The sequence below is a fragment of the Pseudomonas sp. FW305-25 genome (assembly GCF_017351415.1).
Lineage (GTDB): Bacteria > Pseudomonadota > Gammaproteobacteria > Pseudomonadales > Pseudomonadaceae > Aquipseudomonas > Aquipseudomonas chlororaphis.
Genome location: NZ_JACNDE010000012.1, coordinates 161665 through 179511 on the forward strand (window position 1 = coordinate 161665; position 17847 = coordinate 179511).

Below are 17847 nucleotides of genomic sequence, written 5' to 3' on the forward strand. Positions count from 1 at the left end.
CCCAGTACTTCTGTAGGAGCGAAGCTTGCTCGCGATGAACGATGACGCGGTACTCCAGGGAACACGCCCCGATCAGTGATTGACCGTATACGCCAGCATCATCGAGATCTGGCACAGCGGCCGGCCACTTTCGGCGTGCCACTGGTTGAAGGCGCCCTGCACGGTGGCCAGGTCCTTGAGGCTGCTGGGCTCCTTGTCGATGATCTGCTGCGCATTCAGCGCCGCCACCACGTCATAGGTCGGCACGAAGGTGTCCTTGCCGACCATCCGCAGAAAGCGCGGAGCCGAGAGGCCGCCCAACTGGTGACCGTGCTTGGCCAGGTACTTCCACAGGCCGACGATGTCGGTCACCGGCCAGTCGGCGATCAAGGCGCCGAAACTGCCCTTCTCCTTTTCCACGTCGAGCACCATCTGCGCGTTGCGCGGCACGCTCTTGAGCTTGCCCAGGTGGCGAATGATCCGCGTGTCCTGCATCAGCCGCTCGAGGTGCTCGGCGCCCATCAGCACCACTTTCTCTGGGTCGAAGCCAAAGAACACCTCTTCGAAGGCCGGCCACTTGGCGTCCACCAGGCTGTGCTTCAAGCCGGCGCGGAATACCCGCAAGGCCAGGGTCGAGAGATAACGGTCATCGCTGATCTTGCGCAATTGCGCCGGTGTTTTCGGCACCGGCAGATGGGCTTCCAGCTCGGCCGCCGAACCGAAACGGTTCAGACAGTATTCGTGCAGCCACTTGTAATCGCGCATGCCCTCTCCTAATGACGATAAAGAAACGGCGCTCGAAGGAGCGCCGTGATTCCACGATACAGAGCCGCGAGACGACTCAGAGGTTCACCACATTGACGAAACGCGAAGCCGCGGTTTCATCGATCTTCAGGCTGGTGAAGTCGAACAGGTTGCGGTCCGCCAGCTGCGACGGCACCACGTTCTGCAGGCCGCGGAAAATGCTTTCGGTACGGCCCGGGGTCTTGCGTTCCCATTCCTGGAGCATTTCCTTGACCACCTGGCGCTGCAGGTTTTCCTGGGAGCCGCAGAGGTTGCACGGGATGATCGGGAACTGCTTGAGGTCGGAATAGGCCTGGATGTCCCTCTCGCTGCAATAGGCCAGGGGGCGGATCACCACATTACGCCCGTCGTCGGCCCGCAGCTTGGGCGGCATGGCCTTGAGCGAGCCGTTGTAGAACATGTTGAGGAAGAAGGTCTCGACGATGTCGTCCCGGTGGTGACCCAGGGCCATCTTGGTCGCGCCGATCTCGTCGGCGAAGGTGTACAGGGTGCCACGACGCAGGCGCGAGCACAGCGAACAGGTGGTCTTGCCTTCCGGTATCAGTTCCTTGACCACCGAATAGGTGTCCTTCTCGACGATGTGGTACTCCACACCCAGTGTCTCGAGGTAGGCCGGCAGCACGTGCTCGGGGAACCCGGGCTGCTTCTGGTCCATGTTCACGGCGACGATGTCGAACTTGATCGGTGCAACCTTCTGCAGGTGCATCAGCACGTCGAGCATGGTGTAGCTGTCCTTGCCGCCGGACAGGCAGACCATGACCTTGTCGCCGTCTTCGATCATGTTGAAGTCGGCGACCGCTTCCCCGGCCTGGCGGCGCAAGCGTTTCTGCAGTTTGTTCTGGTTGACCGTAAGAGTGCCCATGGCGCTTGAAATCCGCGGTGTGTGACGAAAAGCCGGTCATTTTACGCAAAAACCGCGCGCGGGCGAAGCGCCGGGCGCCAGTCGACCGATCAAATCGCCGAATGCGATTACCAGCCGCGCCGACAGCGCGATTTGCTCTAACACCCATGACCTTTGCAGGTCAGTCCTTTCTATACTGCGACATAAGGTCGCACGCATATTCAGACCTTTACTTACTTGGCCGCTGGCCCGTAGGCGCTCCGTTGGGGGGCGATGGCAATAACAAAGGAGTGACTGACTATGATTCATCATGTCGTGGGACTCTTCACCCACCCCGATCAGGAATGGCGAGAAATACGTGGCGACGAAGAGGAAAGCATCAGCCACATGTACCTCACCCACACGCTGATTCTCGCGGCGATTCCGGCGATTTCGGCGTTTATCGGCACCACCCAGGTCGGTTGGGTCATCGGCAATCGAGCACCGGTCATGCTGACCATGGAAAGCGCGCTGTGGATGACCATCATGTCGTACCTGGCGATGCTGGGCGGGGTCGCGGTCATGGGCGCCTTCGTCCACTGGATGGCCCGCACCTACGACGCCAGCCCGAGCCTGGCGCGCTGCATCGCGTTCGCCACCTATACCGCGACGCCCCTGTTCATCGGCGGCCTGGCGGCGCTGTATCCGCACATGTGGCTGGGCATGATCGTCGGCACGGCCGCCATCTGCTACACCGTCTACCTGCTGTATGTCGGGTTGCCGACCTTCATGAACATTCCCTCGGACGAAGGTTTCCTGTTCTCAAGCTCCGTACTGGCCGTTGGGCTGGTGGTACTGGTCGCGATCATGGCATTCACCGTGATCGTCTGGGGTCTTGGCGTCGGCCCCGTTTACACCAACTGACGTCGCTCAAAAAACCAACACAATCTGCCAACACAGGCCGCCGCAAGGCGGCCTTCCAATCTGCGCAACGACCATTCGGCGCCTGGACGATTCGGAATGCATCGGTTTTGCGGCATACTCACCCGCTCTGGAGAGCCGTTAAGCATGCCCGAGCAACTCAACACCCGCGTCGAAGACTGTTTCCAACTCGCTGAATCCTTTTTCAAACGACCTTTCAAACGCCCGGTGGTCAGCCTCAAGTTGCGCGGCCAGAAAGCCGGTGTCGCCCACCTGCACGAGAACCTGCTGCGCTTCAACCCGCAGCTGTACCGGGAAAACACCGAAGACTTCCTCAAGCAGACCGTGGCCCATGAAGTCGCGCACCTGATCGCCCACCAACTGTTCGGCGAGCGCATTCAGCCCCACGGCGAAGAATGGCAACTGATCATGCGCGGCGTGTACGAACTGCCGCCCAATCGCTGCCACACCTACGAGATCCAGCGCCGCAGCGTGACCCGCTACATCTACCGCTGCCCCTGCGACAACGACTTTCCGTTTTCCGCCCAGCGCCATCGCCTGGTCGCCCAGGGCCGACGCTATCTGTGCCGACGTTGCCGGCACACCCTGGTATTCAGCGGCGAGATGCGGGTGGAATGAACCCGGCCCGGCGCCCTACAGGATGATCCGGCCCTGGCGTAGCTCAGCGATGCGCTGCGCGCTGTAACCCAGCTCAGCCAGCACCTGGTCGCTATGGGCGCCCAGTTCCGCCCCGATATGCCGCGGCTCCGGCAGCCCCTGGGAAAACTTCAACGGACAGGCCATCTGCGCCTGGTAGCTGCCATCGCCACGCGGCACCTGGCTGACCAGTTGCCGTGCCTGCAACTGCGGATGCACCACCGCCTCCGCCAGGCCCAGCACCGGTTCGACGCAGGCGTCGACCCCAGCAAACAACTCGCAGAGCTCGGCAAAATCGTGCTTCTCGAACTCGACCTGCAAGGCCTGCTTGAGCGCCTGCTGTTGTTCCGGCTGCGGCGACAGCCCCTGGGCCGCCAGTTCCGGACGCCCCAGGGCCTTGCACAGCGCCTGCATGAACGGCGGCTCCAGGCTGCCCACCGACAGCCAGCGACCATCCCGACTGCGGTAATAGTCATAGAAGCTGCCGCCATTGAGCACCTGCTGCTCCGCCGCGGGCTCGATCCCGCACGCCAGGTAGCCGGCCCCGGCCATGGCGTTCAGGCTGAACACGCAATCGGTCATGCTCACGTCCAGGTGCTGCCCCAGGCCGCTGTGCTGGCGGGCAATCACCGCCGCCAGCAGGCCGATGACCCCATGCAGCGAACCGCCGGCGATGTCCGCCGCCTGGATGCCCAGGGGCAGCGGCCCGCTGTCCTTGCGCCCGGTGTAGCTGGCCAAGCCCGCCAGGGCCAGGTAATTGATGTCGTGGCCGGCGCGATCCCGGTACGGGCCGGTCTGGCCGTAACCGGTGATCGAGACATAGATCAGCTTCGGGTTCAGCGCCTTCAGCGCCTCGTAGCCCAGCCCCAGGCGCTCCATCACCCCGGGGCGGAACTGCTCCAGGACGATGTCGTATTCCAGCACCAGTTGGCGGATCACCTCCAGCGCCTCGGGCTGCTTGAGGTCCAGCGCCAGGCTGCGCTTATTGCGATTGAGGTAGGCATGGCTGGCGGAGACGCCCTGATCGTGGGGCGGCAGCACCCGCAGCAGGTCCGTACGGGTCGGCGATTCGATGCGCAGCACCTCGGCGCCCATGTCCGCCAGCAGCAAGGAGGCGAACGGCCCCGGCAGCAGCGTGGAGAAATCCAATACCTTGAGTGACGCCAGTGGCCCGTGCATGAGTACCCTCCCTTGCCGATTGACTGCCCACAGAGTAGGCAGCGTCTCGAGGCCCGGCAATCACCGCAAGCGCCACCCGGGCTGACCGTTGCGCTCAAACCCCGGGCATGAAAAAACCCGCCGCAGCGGGTTTTTCATCGACGTGGTGAAGTTACTTCACGGACGTCGGGGTTGGGCCTTCGGCAACGCCCAGGTCATCTTCTTCGCGAGTGTCGCTGATAGCACGACCACCGGAAGCCAGCTCGGCCTGCAACTGGTCTTCGTCCAGCTCCTTGACCCACTTGGCGACCACTACGGTGGCTACCGCGTTACCCACCAGGTTGGTCAGCGCACGGGCTTCGGACATGAAACGGTCGATACCCAGGATCAGCGCCAGGCCGGCCACCGGCAGGTGACCCACGGCCGACAGGGTCGCCGCCAGCACGATGAAGCCGCTACCGGTCACGCCTGCGGCGCCTTTGGAGGACAGCAGCAGCACCAGCAGCAGGGTGATCTGGTGAGTGATGTCCATGTGGGTGTCGGTCGCCTGGGCGATGAACACGGCCGCCATGGTCAGGTAGATCGAAGTACCGTCGAGGTTGAAGGAGTAACCGGTGGGGATCACCAGGCCCACTACCGATTTCTTCGCGCCCAGGCGTTCCATCTTGATCAGCATGCGTGGCAGGGCCGATTCCGAGGAGGAAGTACCCAGCACGATCAGCAGTTCTTCACGGATGTAGCGGATCAGCTTCAGCACGCTGAAACCGTGGGCGCGGCAGATGGCGCCCAGCACCACCAGCACGAACAGCACGCAGGTGATGTAGAAGCAGATCATCAGCTGGCCCAGCTGCACCAGCGAACCCACGCCATAGGCGCCGATGGTGAAGGCCATGGCGCCCAGCGCACCGATCGGCGCGAGCTTCATGATCATGTTGATGATGTTGAACATCACATGGGCGAAACGGTCGATGAAGTCCAGCACCGGCTTGCCATAGGCACCCAGGCGGTGCAGGGCGAAACCGAAGATCACCGAGAACATCAGCACTTGCAGGATGTCGCCGTTGGCGAAGGCACCGACGATGGTGTTCGGAATGACGTTGAGGATGAAGCCGACGATGCTCTGGTCCTTGCCGGCGGTGACGTAGGCCGCCACTTTCGAGGCATCCAGGGTGGACACGTCGATGTGCATGCCGTTGCCCGGCTGCACCACGTTGACCACAACCAGGCCGATCAGCAGGGCGATGGTCGAAACGATTTCGAAGTACAGCAGCGCGTAGCCACCGGTCTTGCCCACCGATTTCATGTTCTGCATGCCCGCGATACCGCTGACGACCGTACAGAAGATGATAGGCGCGATGACCATCTTGATCAGTTTGATGAACCCGTCACCCAGGGGCTTGAGGGCCACACCGGTCTGCGGGTAGAAGTGACCGAGCAGGATGCCGATGGCGATGGCAACGATCACCTGGAAATACAGGGATTTGTACAGTGGCTGACGAGTCGTCATTGCAAAGTTCCTCAAGAGCACCGTTGCACACCATCCATCGATGCACACGACGCCTAAAGTGCGAACCCTCCTGCACTGGAGGGATTTGTTGTGTAGAGCTGCGGGGAACACCTTTCGCTGCTCCCTTCTCCTTGCTCGCTATCGCAAAGCCCGTGCCAGCTTGCCAAAAAACCCTGAAGGCCTTTGGACATCAGGGTTTGCGCTCGCCTTCGCTCTCCCTGCCCCTACATGAAGTGGCGGATTTCCGCCCATCGCCCGACGCTCGTCCTACAATTTGGCGGATATCCGCCTTGCCCAGTCGTTGTCGGCTGTTAACATCCGCCACTTAATGGACGGATCAACCTTCATGCGCGAACGCACCATCGCCAGTCATTTCGCCCGCGCCGCCCTGGGCGGGGCGCGCCGACGGGGCTACGACTATTCGGAGCTGCTGCAGACCCTGGGCATCAGCCTCGAACTGCTCAACGAACCCAAGGCCCGTATCGCCCCCGAGCAGTTCGCCAGCCTGCTGCAACAGCTCTGGCAAGTCCTGGACGACGAGTACCTGGGGTTTGGCGACGGCCCGAGCAAGCGCGGCACCTTCGCCATGATGTGCCACGCCCTGATCCACTGCAGCAACCTGGAAAAGGCCCTGCAGCGCGGCCTGCTGTTCTATAGCCTGTTCCCCCAGGCACCGCGGCTGAGCCTGACGCGCGAAGGGGACATGACCCGCCTGAGCCTGGACGACGCCGCACTGTGGGACCCGGACCATTTCCTCAGCGAGAGCCTGCTGGTGATCTGGCATCGCCTCGGCAGTTGGTTGATCGGCCAGCGCATCCGCCTCGAGCAGGCCTGTTTCAGCTACCCGAAACCCGAGCACGGCAACGAATACGACCTGCTGTTCCCCTGCCCCCTGATGTTTTCCCGCGACTGCAGCAGCCTGCTGTTCCACAGCCGCTACCTGAGCATGCCGCTGCTGCAGGACGAACGAACCCTCAAGCACTTCCTTGAACGCTCCCCCGCCGACCTCCTGGCCCGCCCGGACGACGGCGACAGTCTGAGCAGCCAGCTGCGCCGCCTGCTCAGCCGCGACAGCAACCATTGGCCGGACCTGGAAAGCATCGCCCAGCACCTGCACATCAGCCCGCAGACCCTGCGCCGGCACTTGCGCGAAGAAGGCACGAGTTTTCAGGGGTTGAAGGATCAGTTGCGGCGCGATATCGCCATCTACCACCTGCGTCGGGCCGACCTGTCGTTGCAACAGATCGCCGAGCAGACCGGCTTTTCCGAGCCATCGGCCTTTCACCGCGCGTTCAAGAAGTGGACCGGGCTGACCCCGGGCGCCTACCGCGCCCAGGAAATCTGAGCGCGCCGATCAAATCGCCGGGAAGTGAATGCGGAACGCGGCCCCGCCCAGGGTGGAATCGCCAAGGGTCAGTTGCGCGCCATAGCTGTCGATGATGTCCTTGACCACCGCCAGGCCGATCCCCTGCCCCGGATGCTGGCGATCCAGCCGTTCGCCGCGCTGGAGAATCCGCGCCCGCTGGTCCGGCGGCACGCCCGGCCCGTCGTCCTCGACACACAACTGCGCGCCGTGGAGGTCTTGGCGGACACTGATACGCACCTCGCTCAGGCACAGGCGGTAGGCGTTCTCCAGCAGGTTGCCCAGCAATTCGAGCAAGGCTCCATGCTCGATCGGCACATAGCAGCGCTCCGGCAGATCGAACGAGACCCGCACCTGTTTGTCGCGGTAGACCTTGTCCAGGGTGTCGCACAGGCTTTTCAGCACCGGACGCAAACGCACCTGGTGGCGCACCAGGCCGCTCTTGCGCAGGCTGGCGCGCTGCAGCTGGTAGCTGATCTGCTGGCTCATGCGTTCGATCTGGGTCTGCAGCACCCAGGCCTGTTCGCGGTCTTGAGGACGCAGGGCCATGTCCTCGCTGACCCCTTGCAACACCGTCAGCGGGGTCTTCAGGCTGTGGGCCAGGTCATCCAGGGAATCGCGATAACGGCTGCGTTGCTCGCGCTCGCTGTGCAGCAGGCGGTTCAACGAGCCGGTCAGGCGCAGCAGTTCGCGTGGATGTTCTTCGCTGAGGCTTTGCCGGGTGCCGCTCTCGATTTCGTCCAGCTCCTGGCTCAGCCGGCGCAATGCCTGCAGGCCCCAGGTCAGGCCGAGCCAGAGCAGCGCCAGGAGCACCAGCAACGCGGCGCCGAACCCGAGGTAGAGGTTTTCCCGCACCCCTTCCAGGGTCAACTGGTACTCACGCACCGGCTGCAAGGCGACGATGCTGAACGCCGCGCTTTTACCGCCCAGCAGCTTGACCTCGACGTCGTAGACGAAAAACTCCTGGCCGTTGACCTCGCGGATACGCGCGAACTCGTTGCCGCGCCCGTCATACCGCGGCTTGTAGTTGATGTTCTCTTCCTGGGTCGCCTTGGAGCGCCAGACCAGCCGCCCCTCCCGGTCGTAGATGTAACCCAGGAGACGGCTGTCGGTCAGGTTGAAACGCTCGTCCGGCAGTTGCGCCGGCATTTGCAGGTGATTGTTCTCGACCCGGGCCGCCGAGATCAGCGTGGTCACGTCGGAGGCCAGGCGCTGCTCGATGGAGTCCTGCAGCGCCAGGCTGAACGCGCCTTGCATGGCCGGCAACAACGCCAGCATGAACAGCACCGCCAGCGTCGTGGCCGCCAGCATCAGGCGCAGGCGTAACGATCGGATCATCGGCAGCGCTCGTTGAACAGGTAACCCAGGCCACGCACGGTATCGATGGGCTTGAAGCCCGACGGCCCTTCCAGCTTGCGCCGCAGGCGGCCGACCAGCACCTCGATCACGTTCGGATCGCGCTCATCATCGTCCGGGTACAGCTGCTCCATCAGCCGGTCCTTGGCCACCACCTGCTGATGGTGGCGCATGAGGTACTCGAGAATCCGGTACTCGTAGGCGGTCAACGCCAGCGGCTGTTCGTCGAGCGAGGCCTGCTTGCGATTGAGGTCGAGCAGCAGCGGGCCGGCGATGATGGTCGACTGGGTGAACCCGCTGGAGCGACGCAGCAGCGCATTCAGGCGTGCGTCCAGCTCCTCGAACTGGAAGGGCTTGACCACATAGTCGTCGGCGCCGGCGGCCAGCCCTTCGACCTTGTCCTGCCAGTTGCCGCGTGCCGTCAGGATCAGGATCGGAAACGCCTTGCCCCGCGAGCGCAGCTGGCGGATCAGGTCCAGCCCGCCCATGCCCGGCAGGCCCAGATCGATCACCGCCAGATCATGGTTGAACTGCTCGGTCTGATACAGCGCCTCCTCGGCATTGGCCACGGACTCGACCACATGGCCGCTGTCCGTGAGGCGGGTTTGCAAGTGATGGCGCAGCAGCGCCTCATCTTCAACGACGAGCAGTTTCATGCAGCTCTCCCAGGCAAAATTCGACATCTCCAAGGGCGCTCAGGCGCCCTGATCGTATATATGGCAACGCCGGATCTTGCCTTGGCAGATCCGGCGCGCTCAGAACCAGGACAATATTTTAGAAAGCGTAGTTGGCCGACAGGTAGGTCTGGGCGCTGCTGGTCAGGCTCAGCGAACCCTGCTTGCTGCCACTGCGCTCGCTCATCTCGGTGCTGGCATTGCTACGCAGGTAACGGTAACCCAGTTCGACCGAGGTGTTCTGTGAAACCTGCTGCAGGACACCGGCCTGCATGCCGACGGCATAACCGATATCGCTGTCGCGGCTGAAGCCTGGGGAATCCTGGGTCAGCTTGGTCAGGCCCGCGGTACCGCCGCCGAACAGCTTGGTGCTGCTGGTCACCGGCAGGAACACATCGTAGCTGCCGAGCAGGTTTTCCTGGCGCAGTTTAATGCCATTGTGCGAGCCGGAGACATTGTCGTAGGTGGCGTAGTAGCGGTGCTGGTCATTCTGCTGACCCAGGCGCACGCCCCAGGTGTTGTCCTTGCCGATCACACCGTCGGCGTTCGGGTTGTTCAGGTTGCTGTTGAGCAGGCTGGACTTCTTGACCTTGTCGCTGGTCTGGCCATAGGTAAGGCTGGCGAAGTTGCTGTCGGCGGCCTGGACGACAGCGCTGGCGCCGAGAACAGTGAAGGCCAGGATCATCTTCTTGAAAGTAGTCATGGGTGTTTCCTCATTCGCTATGTGTTTTTGGGTACGGGAGCCAGACTACCGACCCCGCCCTGAACTCCCCCTGAACACACTCTGAACCTCGGCTGAATCAAATCGACTAGGCTGTCTGGCAGTCTTTTAAAAGGAGAACGGACCATGCGCGCGCTTTTCGCTTGCTTGTTGTTGGCTTTCTGCGGCTTGAGCCAGGCAGCCATCAAGACCCAGGAAATCCCCTACCAGAGCCCCGACGGTACCCGGCTCATCGGCTACTACGCCTATGACGACGTGTTGAAAGGGCCACGCCCAGGAGTCGTGGTGGTGCATGAGTGGTGGGGCCTGAACGACTACGCCAAACGCCGGGCCCGGGATCTCGCGGCCCTGGGTTACAGCGCCCTGGCCATCGATATGTACGGCGACGGCAAGAACACCGAGCACCCGAAAGACGCCATGGCCTTCATGCAGGCCGCCTCGAAAGACAGTGCCGCCGCCAGCGCGCGCTTCAAGGCCGGGCTCGACCTGCTGAAGAAACAACCGCAGACCGACCCGGCCAAGCTGGCCGCGATCGGCTACTGCTTCGGCGGCAAGGTGGTGCTGGACGCAGCGCGCCAGGGCCTGCCCCTGCTCGGTGTGGTGAGTTTCCATGGCGCCCTGGTCACCAGTACCCCGGCCACTCCCGGCAGCGTCAAGGCGAAAATCCTGGTGGAGCACGGCGCCCTCGACAGCATGGTCACCGCCGATAACGTCAGCGCCTTCAAGGCAGAAATGGACAAGGCCGGCGCCGACTACCGGTTCGTCAACCTCGAGGGCGCCAAGCACAGCTTCAGCAATCCGGATGCCGACCGCATGAGCCACGGCGAACATGGCGGGCTGGACATCGGCTACAGCAAGGCCGCCGATGAACGCTCATGGGCGGACATGCGAGAGTTCTTCAAAAAGCTGTTCGACTGACCCCGCGTCGACCGCCCCGAGACCTCAATTCCCGGGGCGGCGGCATCGAGGCCGACGCTTGCCAGGCTACCCTCCAGCCTTACAACCCGGCAAAATGCCTGGCATGAATCGCATCCCCACCCTCCCAGCCTGCTGCACCCCACTCGACGACCAGTGGCCGCTGCCCGACGCCCTGCCGGACACCGTCCTGCTCGGCACCCATTTCGATGCCTCGCGCCTGGCCAGCAACGACTTCCAGCGCAGCGCCATCGAGCCGCCCGCGAGCATTCAACGTTCGGTGGCAAAACGGCAGGCCGAGTTTCTCGCCGGTCGTTTCTGCGCCCGCGCTGCCCTGCAGCGCCTGGATGGCCTGGACTGCATTCCGCCGATCGGCGAGGACCGGGCGCCGGTCTGGCCGACGCACATCAGCGGCTCGATTACCCACAGCACCGGGCGTGCCGCGGCGATTGTCGCGCGCAAGGAGCATTGGCGCGGGCTGGGCATGGACCTGGAGAACCTGCTCAACAGCGAACGGGCGGAACGCCTGGCGGGGGAAATCCTCATCCCGGCCGAAATGCAGCGCATGGCCGCCGCCCCGCGGGAACAACTGGCGCTCTGGGTCACCCTGACCTTTTCGGTGAAGGAAAGCCTATTCAAGGCGCTGTACCCGATCGTCCGGCAACGCTTCTATTTCGAACATGCCGAAGTGCTGGAGTGGACGGCCAGCGGCCAGGTCCGCCTGCGCCTGCTGACCGACCTGTCCAGCGAATGGCGCAATGGCAGTGAACTGGACGCGCAATTCGCCCTGCAGGACGGGCAACTGCTGAGCCTGGTCAGTATCCGGGCTTGATGCCCGGACGAACCTGAGCGCAAGCCTTCAACCTTTATCCTGATGCCGTGGCCAGCTCAGGCTGAAGCAGGCGCCACCGAGGGTCTTGCTCCTGCTGATCAATGCCCGGCCGTCGTGCCAGTGAATGATCCGCCGCACGATCGACAACCCCAGGCCGTGCCCACCCGAAGCGCGGGTACGGCTGTCATCCAGGCGCAGGAACGGGGTGAAGATCCGCTCCCAGGCGCTTTCCGGAACCCCTGGACCATCGTCCTCGACATCGACCCGGCAACGCATCTGCCCCACCTGGTAACTGACCAGCACCTGCGACTCGGCGTGGCGCATGGCGTTGCTCACCAGGTTCTGCAACGCCCGATGCAGGTAGCGCGGCTCGGCCTCGACCCAGGCGCCATCGCAATCCGCCGCGGACAGGCACGAACCACGCTGCACCTTGACCTGCGCCCGCAACGGCGCCAGCTCGCTGATCACCTGGTTGATCAGCGCGTCCAGGTCGATGCGCTGGAAGTTCAGCGCCGGAGAACCCTGCTCCAGCCGCGCATAGGTGAGCATTTCGTCCACCAGCCGGTCGAGGTCCTGGATATCGTTGTCCATGCCCTCCATGTACTTGTCCCGGGCCTGTGGGGTGGTCGCCGAGCCGATCATCTCCAGGCCAAAGCGCAGGCGCGCCACTGGCGTGCGCAACTCATGGGACACCGCGCGCACCAGCTCGCGCTGGATCGCCAGCAAGCGCTGCAAATGCTCGGCCATGCCGTTGAAGGCCGCCGCCAACCGTCCCACGGAGTCGGCGCCACCGGCCGGCACCCGGGCTTCCAGGCTGCCCTTGGCAATGCGCGTGGCCGCCGATTCCAGGCCACGCAAGCGCCGCTCCAGCTGGCGTACCAATAAATAGACGATCAGGCCGATCAGGCTCAGGCCCAGCACCGCGATCAACACCAGCCATTGCGGCGGGTAGGGATTCATCTGGTACAGCGGGCCGATTTCCAGCACCCAGGGCGTGCCCACCATCCCTGCGAACACGCGGATCGAATCGCCGCCCTTGCCCAGCGCCATCACCGTATCGCCCTCGGCAACCCGGCGACGCTGGTCCTCGTCCATGTCCGCGTCGTCCTGGGTGACCAGGTGCATGTCGAAGCCAAAGCCTTTGTTCTTTTTCAGTGCCGCCAGGCGCTCCGGCTGCTCGGCCACCGGAAAGCGCACCAGCTCGTCGGCCAGCAGATAGATAGTCGCCCGCGCCAGTTGTTCGCTGATCTGCTGCACTTCACCGGTCAGCAACAATTGCTCAGGTTCGCTGACCAGACGGTAGACCCGTGCCGCATAAGGCCCGGTCTGCTCCACCAGGGCCTGGCCGCGCAAAACGCGGTTGCGCTGCCCGAGGTCGAGGCCGGTCTGGGTGAAGGTCTGCAGGGTCAGCGGGATGCCCAACAGGCGCTCCCACACCGCCAGGGCGCGGCGGCGCTCGATCTCGCTCATGGGCTGCAGATTGTCGGCCATCAGCGAGAACGTGCCGTGGGCCAGGCGCTCGCGGTATTGCTCGCTACGCACCTGGTTGAGCAGGTGCAGCGCCAGTACGCCCAACAGCGCCACCAGAATCAGGGCGGCGCACATGCCGCCGTAGATGCGCAGGAATATGGAGTTCACGGCAACAGATCGGCAGCGGCTTCGGGGACGAACAGATAACCCTTGCTGCGGATGGTCTTGATCAGCCGCGGGTGCTCCGGGTCGTCGCCGATTTTCGGACGGATACGCGAAATGCGCACATCGATGGAGCGGTCCTGGCCGTCATAGCCGATGCCGCGCAGGGCGGTGAAGATTTCCTCGCGGGACAGAATGCGCCCGGCGTTGGCTACCAGCAGCCAGAGCAGGTCGAACTCGGCGCTGGTCAACTCGATCCCGGCGTCGTGCAGCCAGGCCTCGCGCAAGGCGCTGTCCACCACCAGCGGGCCGAATTGCAGGCGCCGGGATTTCTCCGGCGCGCTGCTTTCCACAGGTTCGCTGCGCCGCAGCAGGGCCTGGATCCTGGCCAGCAACAGGCGCGGACGGACCGGCTTGCACACGTAATCGTCGGCACCGGTGTCCAGCCCCAGTATCTGGTCCATGTCGTCGGTGCGCGCGGTCAGCATCAGGATCGGCCCGTCGTAGCGATCGCGGACCTTGCGGCAAATGCTCAGGCCATCCTCGCCGGGCAGCATCAGGTCGAGGATCACCAGATCGGGTTGTTCGGCAATGATCCGCGCCGCGGCCAGGGCGCCATTGCCTTCGATGGCGACACGCAATCCATTGCTCTGCAGATATTCACAGGTCAACTCGGCCAGTCGCTGATCGTCCTCGACGATCAATATCTGCCACGCTTCTTGCTCCACGGTGACCTCTGCTTGCCAGATACGGGCTCAGGAAGAATCCGCCCGTCTTTTTGTAATGTGAGATGGATAAAACAATGTCTGGAAGGCCCGATTGTAGCAACGGCAAAGGCCGTGAACACAAGGCGCTGAATGCGCTCGGTAAAGGCGTTTTTTTGTGATAGGGTTCGCGCCCGCAAAAATCCGCCCCGGGCAGTTTTGCAGGGCAAAAAACAGTGACAAACGGTAGGATCCAGCCCTGCTGCGGCCTGCGTGAGGTTTACCTGATTCATACACAATTTACGCACAACCTTATCCACAGGCTGTACGTTGCAATCACCCCCAAAAACGCATTATCTTGTAGCTCGGCCGCAAAAAAACCCTACATCTAGGGTTTCAGGCCAAAAACCAAACACAAATCAGACAAGAAACTCAAGCGCTTTTCTTGCACTCGTTTGGTGGAACCAATCGGATTTTCAGAAGCCAAACCGCGCGTGCGTATGGCTGCGGTTTTCCAGCCCACGGCGAGGAAAACGGTACGGGTGTTGCAGTACATGACTGTCACCCACCAGGAATACGGTCACGAGCCACTGGCTCGCGACCTATGACTTCGGCATGGAAGCGGCGCCAACAGCCCCCCTTCCTGAACTGTCCCGAAGTCGTTATGCCCGGCGTGCGCCGGTTGTAGTGCTTCAGGACGGAACGGTGGGCACCCAAAGGGTGCCCAAACAAACATAGAGAACGTGGAGACACCCATGCAAACCGACACAACTCGCGAGAACCCGCAGGCCAAAGCGCCGCAGGCTGCCGATTCCAACCTGGATCTGTCTGCCACCGCGCCTGGCCAACTGCGAGTGATCAAGCGTAACGGCACTGTCGTTCCTTACACCGATGACAAAATCACCGTCGCCATCACCAAAGCGTTTCTCGCAGTTGAAGGCGGCACCGCTGCCGCTTCGTCGCGAATCCACGACACCGTCGCTCGCCTGACCGAGCAGGTCACCGCCACCTTCAAGCGTCGCATGCCTTCGGGCGGCACCATCCATATCGAAGAGATCCAGGACCAGGTCGAACTGGCCCTGATGCGCGCCGGCGAGCAGAAAGTTGCCCGCGACTACGTGATCTACCGTGACTCGCGCGCCAAAGAGCGCGCCACCCGCACCCCAGGCGAAGAGCCGGTGCAGGCTCACCCGTCGATCCGTATCACCCGTACCGACGGCAGCTTCGCGCCTCTGGACATGGGCCGCCTGAACACCATCGTCACCGAAGCCTGCGAAGGCCTGGAAGAAGTCGACGGCGACCTGATCCAACGCGAAACCCTGAAGAACCTCTACGACGGCGTAGCGCTCAAGGACGTCAACACCGCCCTGGTGATGACCGCGCGCACCCTGGTTGAGCGCGAGCCGAATTACTCGTTCGTGACCGCCCGCCTGCTGATGGACACCCTGCGCGCCGAAGGCCTGAGCTTCCTGGAAGTGGCCGAGAGCGCCACTCACCACGAGATGGCCGACCTGTACGCCAAGGCACTGCCGGCCTATGTCGCCAAAGGTATCGAGTTCGAACTGCTGAACCCTGTGCTGGCCGAATTCGACCTGGAGAAACTCGGCAAGGCGATCAACCACGAGCGCGACCAGCAGTTCACCTACCTGGGCCTGCAGACCCTGTACGACCGTTACTTTATCCACAAGGATGGCGTGCGCTTCGAACTGCCACAGGTCTTCTTCATGCGCGTGGCCATGGGCCTGGCGATCGAAGAAAAACAGCGCGAAGACCGTGCCATCGAGTTCTACAACCTGTTGTCGTCCTTCGACTACATGGCTTCGACTCCGACCCTGTTCAACGCCGGCACCCTGCGTCCACAGCTGTCGAGCTGCTACCTGACCACCGTGCCGGACGACCTGTCGGGCATCTACGGCGCCATCCACGACAACGCCATGCTGTCGAAATTCGCCGGTGGCCTGGGCAACGACTGGACTCCAGTGCGTGCGCTGGGCTCGTACATCAAGGGCACCAACGGCAAGTCCCAGGGCGTCGTGCCATTCCTGAAAGTGGTGAACGACACCGCAGTAGCCGTGAACCAGGGTGGCAAGCGCAAAGGCGCTGTGTGTGCCTACCTGGAAACCTGGCACATGGACATCGAAGAGTTCATCGAGCTGCGCAAGAACACCGGTGACGATCGTCGTCGTACCCACGACATGAACACCGCCAACTGGATTCCCGACCTGTTCATGAAGCGCGTCTTCGACGACGGCAAGTGGACCCTGTTCTCGCCATCGGAAGTGCCGGACCTGCACGACCTGACCGGCAAGGCCTTCGAAGAGCGCTACGAGTACTACGAAGCCCTGTGCGAATACGGCAAGATCAAGCTGTTCAAGACCATCCAGGCCAAAGACCTGTGGCGCAAGATGCTGTCCATGCTGTTCGAAACCGGCCACCCTTGGCTGACCTTCAAGGACCCGTGCAACCTGCGCAGCCCGCAGCAGCACGTGGGCGTGGTCCACAGTTCGAACCTGTGCACCGAGATCACCTTGAACACCAACAAGGACGAGATCGCCGTTTGCAACCTCGGCTCGATCAACCTGCCGAACCACATCGTCGACGGCAAGCTGGACACCGCCAAGCTGCAACGCACTGTGAACACCGCTGTACGCATGCTCGATAACGTGATCGACATCAACTACTACTCGGTACCGCAGGCGAAGAACTCCAACTTCAAGCACCGTCCGGTCGGCCTGGGGATCATGGGCTTCCAGGACGCGCTGTACCTGCAGCACATCCCTTACGGTTCCGATGCCGCTGTCGACTTCGCCGACAAGTCCATGGAAGCGGTGAGCTTCTACGCGATCCAGGCTTCCTGCGACCTGGCCGACGAGCGTGGCGCCTACGAGACGTTCCAGGGTTCGCTGTGGTCCAAAGGCATCCTGCCGCTGGATTCGCAACAGATCCTGATCGAGTCCCGTGGCCAGAAGTACATCGATGTCGACCTGAACGAAACCCTGGACTGGGCACCGGTGCGCGCCCGTGTACAGAAAGGTATTCGTAACTCCAACATCATGGCCATCGCGCCGACCGCAACCATCGCCAACATCACCGGCGTGTCGCAGTCGATCGAACCGACCTACCAGAACCTGTATGTGAAATCGAACCTGTCGGGCGAATTCACCGTGATCAACCCGTACCTGGTTCGCGACCTCAAGGCTCGTGGCCTGTGGGACTCGGTCATGATCAACGACCTGAAGTACTACGACGGTTCCGTGCAGCAGATCGAGCGCATCCCGCAAGAACTCAAGGAGCTCTACGCGACTGCCTTCGAAGTGGAAACCAAGTGGATTGTCGACGCCGCTAGCCGCCGCCAGAAGTGGATCGACCAGGCTCAGTCGCTGAACCTGTACATCGCCGGCGCTTCGGGCAAGAAGCTCGACGTGACCTACCGCATGGCCTGGTACCGTGGCCTGAAAACCACTTACTACCTCCGTGCCCTGGCCGCGACCAGCACCGAGAAGTCGACCATCAACACCGGCAAGCTGAACGCTGTTTCCAGCGGCGGCAACCACGGTGACGACTCGGTCCTGGCGGCTCCAGCCGGTCCTGCTCCAGTGCCGAAGGCTTGCGCCATCGACGAGCCGGATTGCGAAGCTTGCCAATAAGCTGAGCCGACAGGCGCCTCCCGGCGCTTATCCGAACCCCCGACAGGCCCTGCCTGCCGGGGGTTTTCTTTGGCCTGGGGAAAAGCCGCCCTATCCGCCCTCCGCAGCCGCTACCGGCTGCCCCCACCCGAGCGTCATGACTCATCGCGAGCAAGCT

Annotated in this window: 15 protein-coding genes; 6 read left to right on the plus strand and 9 right to left on the minus strand. The window is 62.7% G+C overall.

Annotated features, from left to right (window positions below; genetic code table 11):
* Window positions 1–72 precede the first annotated feature (72 nt).
* Complete coding sequence (locus tag J4E58_RS14375; RefSeq protein ID WP_087092444.1) at window positions 73–744, minus strand: DNA-3-methyladenine glycosylase I; 672 nt, start codon at window positions 742–744, stop codon at window positions 73–75.
* 76 nt (window positions 745–820) lie between these two features.
* Entirely contained in the window at window positions 821–1645 is an 825-nt protein-coding gene (ttcA, locus tag J4E58_RS14380; RefSeq protein ID WP_087092445.1) for a tRNA 2-thiocytidine(32) synthetase TtcA, read from the minus strand.
* Window positions 1646–1924: 279 nt separating this feature from the next.
* On the opposite strand from ttcA, the gene J4E58_RS14385 reads away from it, so the two are divergent.
* Together J4E58_RS14385 and J4E58_RS14390 are read left to right on the plus strand one after the other, a co-directional pair.
* Window positions 1925–2527 carry a Yip1 family protein gene (locus J4E58_RS14385; RefSeq protein WP_007931790.1) on the plus strand — a complete coding sequence of 201 codons (603 nt, stop codon included), beginning with the start codon at window positions 1925–1927 and terminating at the stop codon, window positions 2525–2527.
* A 144-nt stretch (window positions 2528–2671) separates the two neighbouring features.
* Window positions 2672–3163 carry a SprT family zinc-dependent metalloprotease gene (locus J4E58_RS14390; RefSeq protein ID WP_007931787.1) on the plus strand — a complete coding sequence of 164 codons (492 nt, stop codon included), beginning with the start codon at window positions 2672–2674 and terminating at the stop codon, window positions 3161–3163.
* 15 nt (window positions 3164–3178) lie between these two features.
* Here the strand turns inward: J4E58_RS14390 and J4E58_RS14395 are convergent, their stop codons facing one another.
* Complete coding sequence (locus tag J4E58_RS14395; RefSeq protein WP_087092446.1) at window positions 3179–4360, minus strand: CaiB/BaiF CoA-transferase family protein; 1182 nt, start codon at window positions 4358–4360, stop codon at window positions 3179–3181.
* A 151-nt stretch (window positions 4361–4511) separates the two neighbouring features.
* Window positions 4512–5846 (minus strand): dicarboxylate/amino acid:cation symporter, encoded by a 1335-nt coding sequence (locus J4E58_RS14400; protein WP_007931783.1) that lies wholly within the window; start codon window positions 5844–5846, stop codon window positions 4512–4514.
* A gap of 346 nt (window positions 5847–6192) precedes the next feature.
* Here J4E58_RS14400 and J4E58_RS14405 point away from each other — a divergent pair, with 346 nt between their 5' ends.
* Window positions 6193–7191, plus strand: coding sequence for an AraC family transcriptional regulator (locus J4E58_RS14405; protein ID WP_087092447.1), 999 nt, complete (start codon window positions 6193–6195; stop codon window positions 7189–7191).
* Window positions 7192–7200: 9 nt separating this feature from the next.
* Here the strand turns inward: J4E58_RS14405 and J4E58_RS14410 are convergent, their stop codons facing one another.
* The 3 genes from J4E58_RS14410 to J4E58_RS14420 form a co-directional block, all read right to left on the minus strand.
* A complete protein-coding gene (locus J4E58_RS14410; protein ID WP_007931779.1) occupies window positions 7201–8547 on the minus strand; it encodes an ATP-binding protein in 1347 nt (448 codons plus the stop codon).
* Entirely contained in the window at window positions 8544–9221 is a 678-nt protein-coding gene (locus tag J4E58_RS14415; protein WP_007931776.1) for a response regulator, read from the minus strand. Before J4E58_RS14415 ends, J4E58_RS14410 begins: the two co-directional genes overlap by 4 nt.
* A 118-nt stretch (window positions 9222–9339) precedes the next feature.
* Complete coding sequence (locus J4E58_RS14420; protein WP_087092448.1) at window positions 9340–9942, minus strand: hypothetical protein; 603 nt, start codon at window positions 9940–9942, stop codon at window positions 9340–9342.
* 144 nt (window positions 9943–10086) lie between these two features.
* Between J4E58_RS14420 and J4E58_RS14425 the strand changes: the two genes are divergently transcribed.
* Window positions 10087–10878, plus strand: coding sequence for a dienelactone hydrolase family protein (locus tag J4E58_RS14425; RefSeq protein ID WP_087092449.1), 792 nt, complete (start codon window positions 10087–10089; stop codon window positions 10876–10878).
* Between the two features lie 103 nt (window positions 10879–10981).
* Complete coding sequence (locus J4E58_RS14430) at window positions 10982–11707, plus strand: 4'-phosphopantetheinyl transferase (protein ID WP_087092450.1); 726 nt, start codon at window positions 10982–10984, stop codon at window positions 11705–11707.
* Between the two features lie 27 nt (window positions 11708–11734).
* On the opposite strand, the gene J4E58_RS14435 is transcribed toward J4E58_RS14430, so the two are convergent.
* Window positions 11735–13345: an ATP-binding protein gene (locus J4E58_RS14435; RefSeq protein ID WP_007931766.1), complete on the minus strand. Its 1611-nt coding sequence runs from the start codon at window positions 13343–13345 to the stop codon at window positions 11735–11737.
* On the minus strand, window positions 13342–14067 hold the full coding sequence (locus J4E58_RS14440; protein WP_007931765.1) for a winged helix-turn-helix domain-containing protein: 726 nt from the start codon (window positions 14065–14067) through the stop codon (window positions 13342–13344). Before J4E58_RS14440 ends, J4E58_RS14435 begins: the two co-directional genes overlap by 4 nt.
* Window positions 14068–14798: 731 nt before the next feature.
* On the opposite strand from J4E58_RS14440, the gene J4E58_RS14445 reads away from it, so the two are divergent.
* Window positions 14799–17690, plus strand: a complete 2892-nt coding sequence (locus J4E58_RS14445; protein WP_007921632.1) for a ribonucleoside-diphosphate reductase subunit alpha — start codon at window positions 14799–14801, stop codon at window positions 17688–17690.
* Window positions 17691–17847: the final 157 nt, after the last annotated feature.

Excerpts from the sequence above, each read along its gene's own strand:
- J4E58_RS14375 (WP_087092444.1), bottom strand. The coding sequence starts at position 744 with ATGCGCGATTACAAGTGGCTGCACGAATACTGTCTGAACCGTTTCGGT.
- ttcA (WP_087092445.1), bottom strand. The coding sequence starts at position 1,645 with ATGGGCACTCTTACGGTCAACCAGAACAAACTGCAGAAACGCTTGCGC.
- J4E58_RS14385 (WP_007931790.1), top strand. The coding sequence starts at position 1,925 with ATGATTCATCATGTCGTGGGACTCTTCACCCACCCCGATCAGGAATGG.
- J4E58_RS14390 (WP_007931787.1), top strand. The coding sequence starts at position 2,672 with ATGCCCGAGCAACTCAACACCCGCGTCGAAGACTGTTTCCAACTCGCT.
- J4E58_RS14395 (WP_087092446.1), bottom strand. The coding sequence starts at position 4,360 with ATGCACGGGCCACTGGCGTCACTCAAGGTATTGGATTTCTCCACGCTG.
- J4E58_RS14400 (WP_007931783.1), bottom strand. The coding sequence starts at position 5,846 with ATGACGACTCGTCAGCCACTGTACAAATCCCTGTATTTCCAGGTGATC.
- J4E58_RS14405 (WP_087092447.1), top strand. The coding sequence starts at position 6,193 with ATGCGCGAACGCACCATCGCCAGTCATTTCGCCCGCGCCGCCCTGGGC.
- J4E58_RS14410 (WP_007931779.1), bottom strand. The coding sequence starts at position 8,547 with ATGATCCGATCGTTACGCCTGCGCCTGATGCTGGCGGCCACGACGCTG.
- J4E58_RS14415 (WP_007931776.1), bottom strand. The coding sequence starts at position 9,221 with ATGAAACTGCTCGTCGTTGAAGATGAGGCGCTGCTGCGCCATCACTTG.
- J4E58_RS14420 (WP_087092448.1), bottom strand. The coding sequence starts at position 9,942 with ATGACTACTTTCAAGAAGATGATCCTGGCCTTCACTGTTCTCGGCGCC.
- J4E58_RS14425 (WP_087092449.1), top strand. The coding sequence starts at position 10,087 with ATGCGCGCGCTTTTCGCTTGCTTGTTGTTGGCTTTCTGCGGCTTGAGC.
- J4E58_RS14430 (WP_087092450.1), top strand. The coding sequence starts at position 10,982 with ATGAATCGCATCCCCACCCTCCCAGCCTGCTGCACCCCACTCGACGAC.
- J4E58_RS14445 (WP_007921632.1), top strand. The coding sequence starts at position 14,799 with ATGCAAACCGACACAACTCGCGAGAACCCGCAGGCCAAAGCGCCGCAG.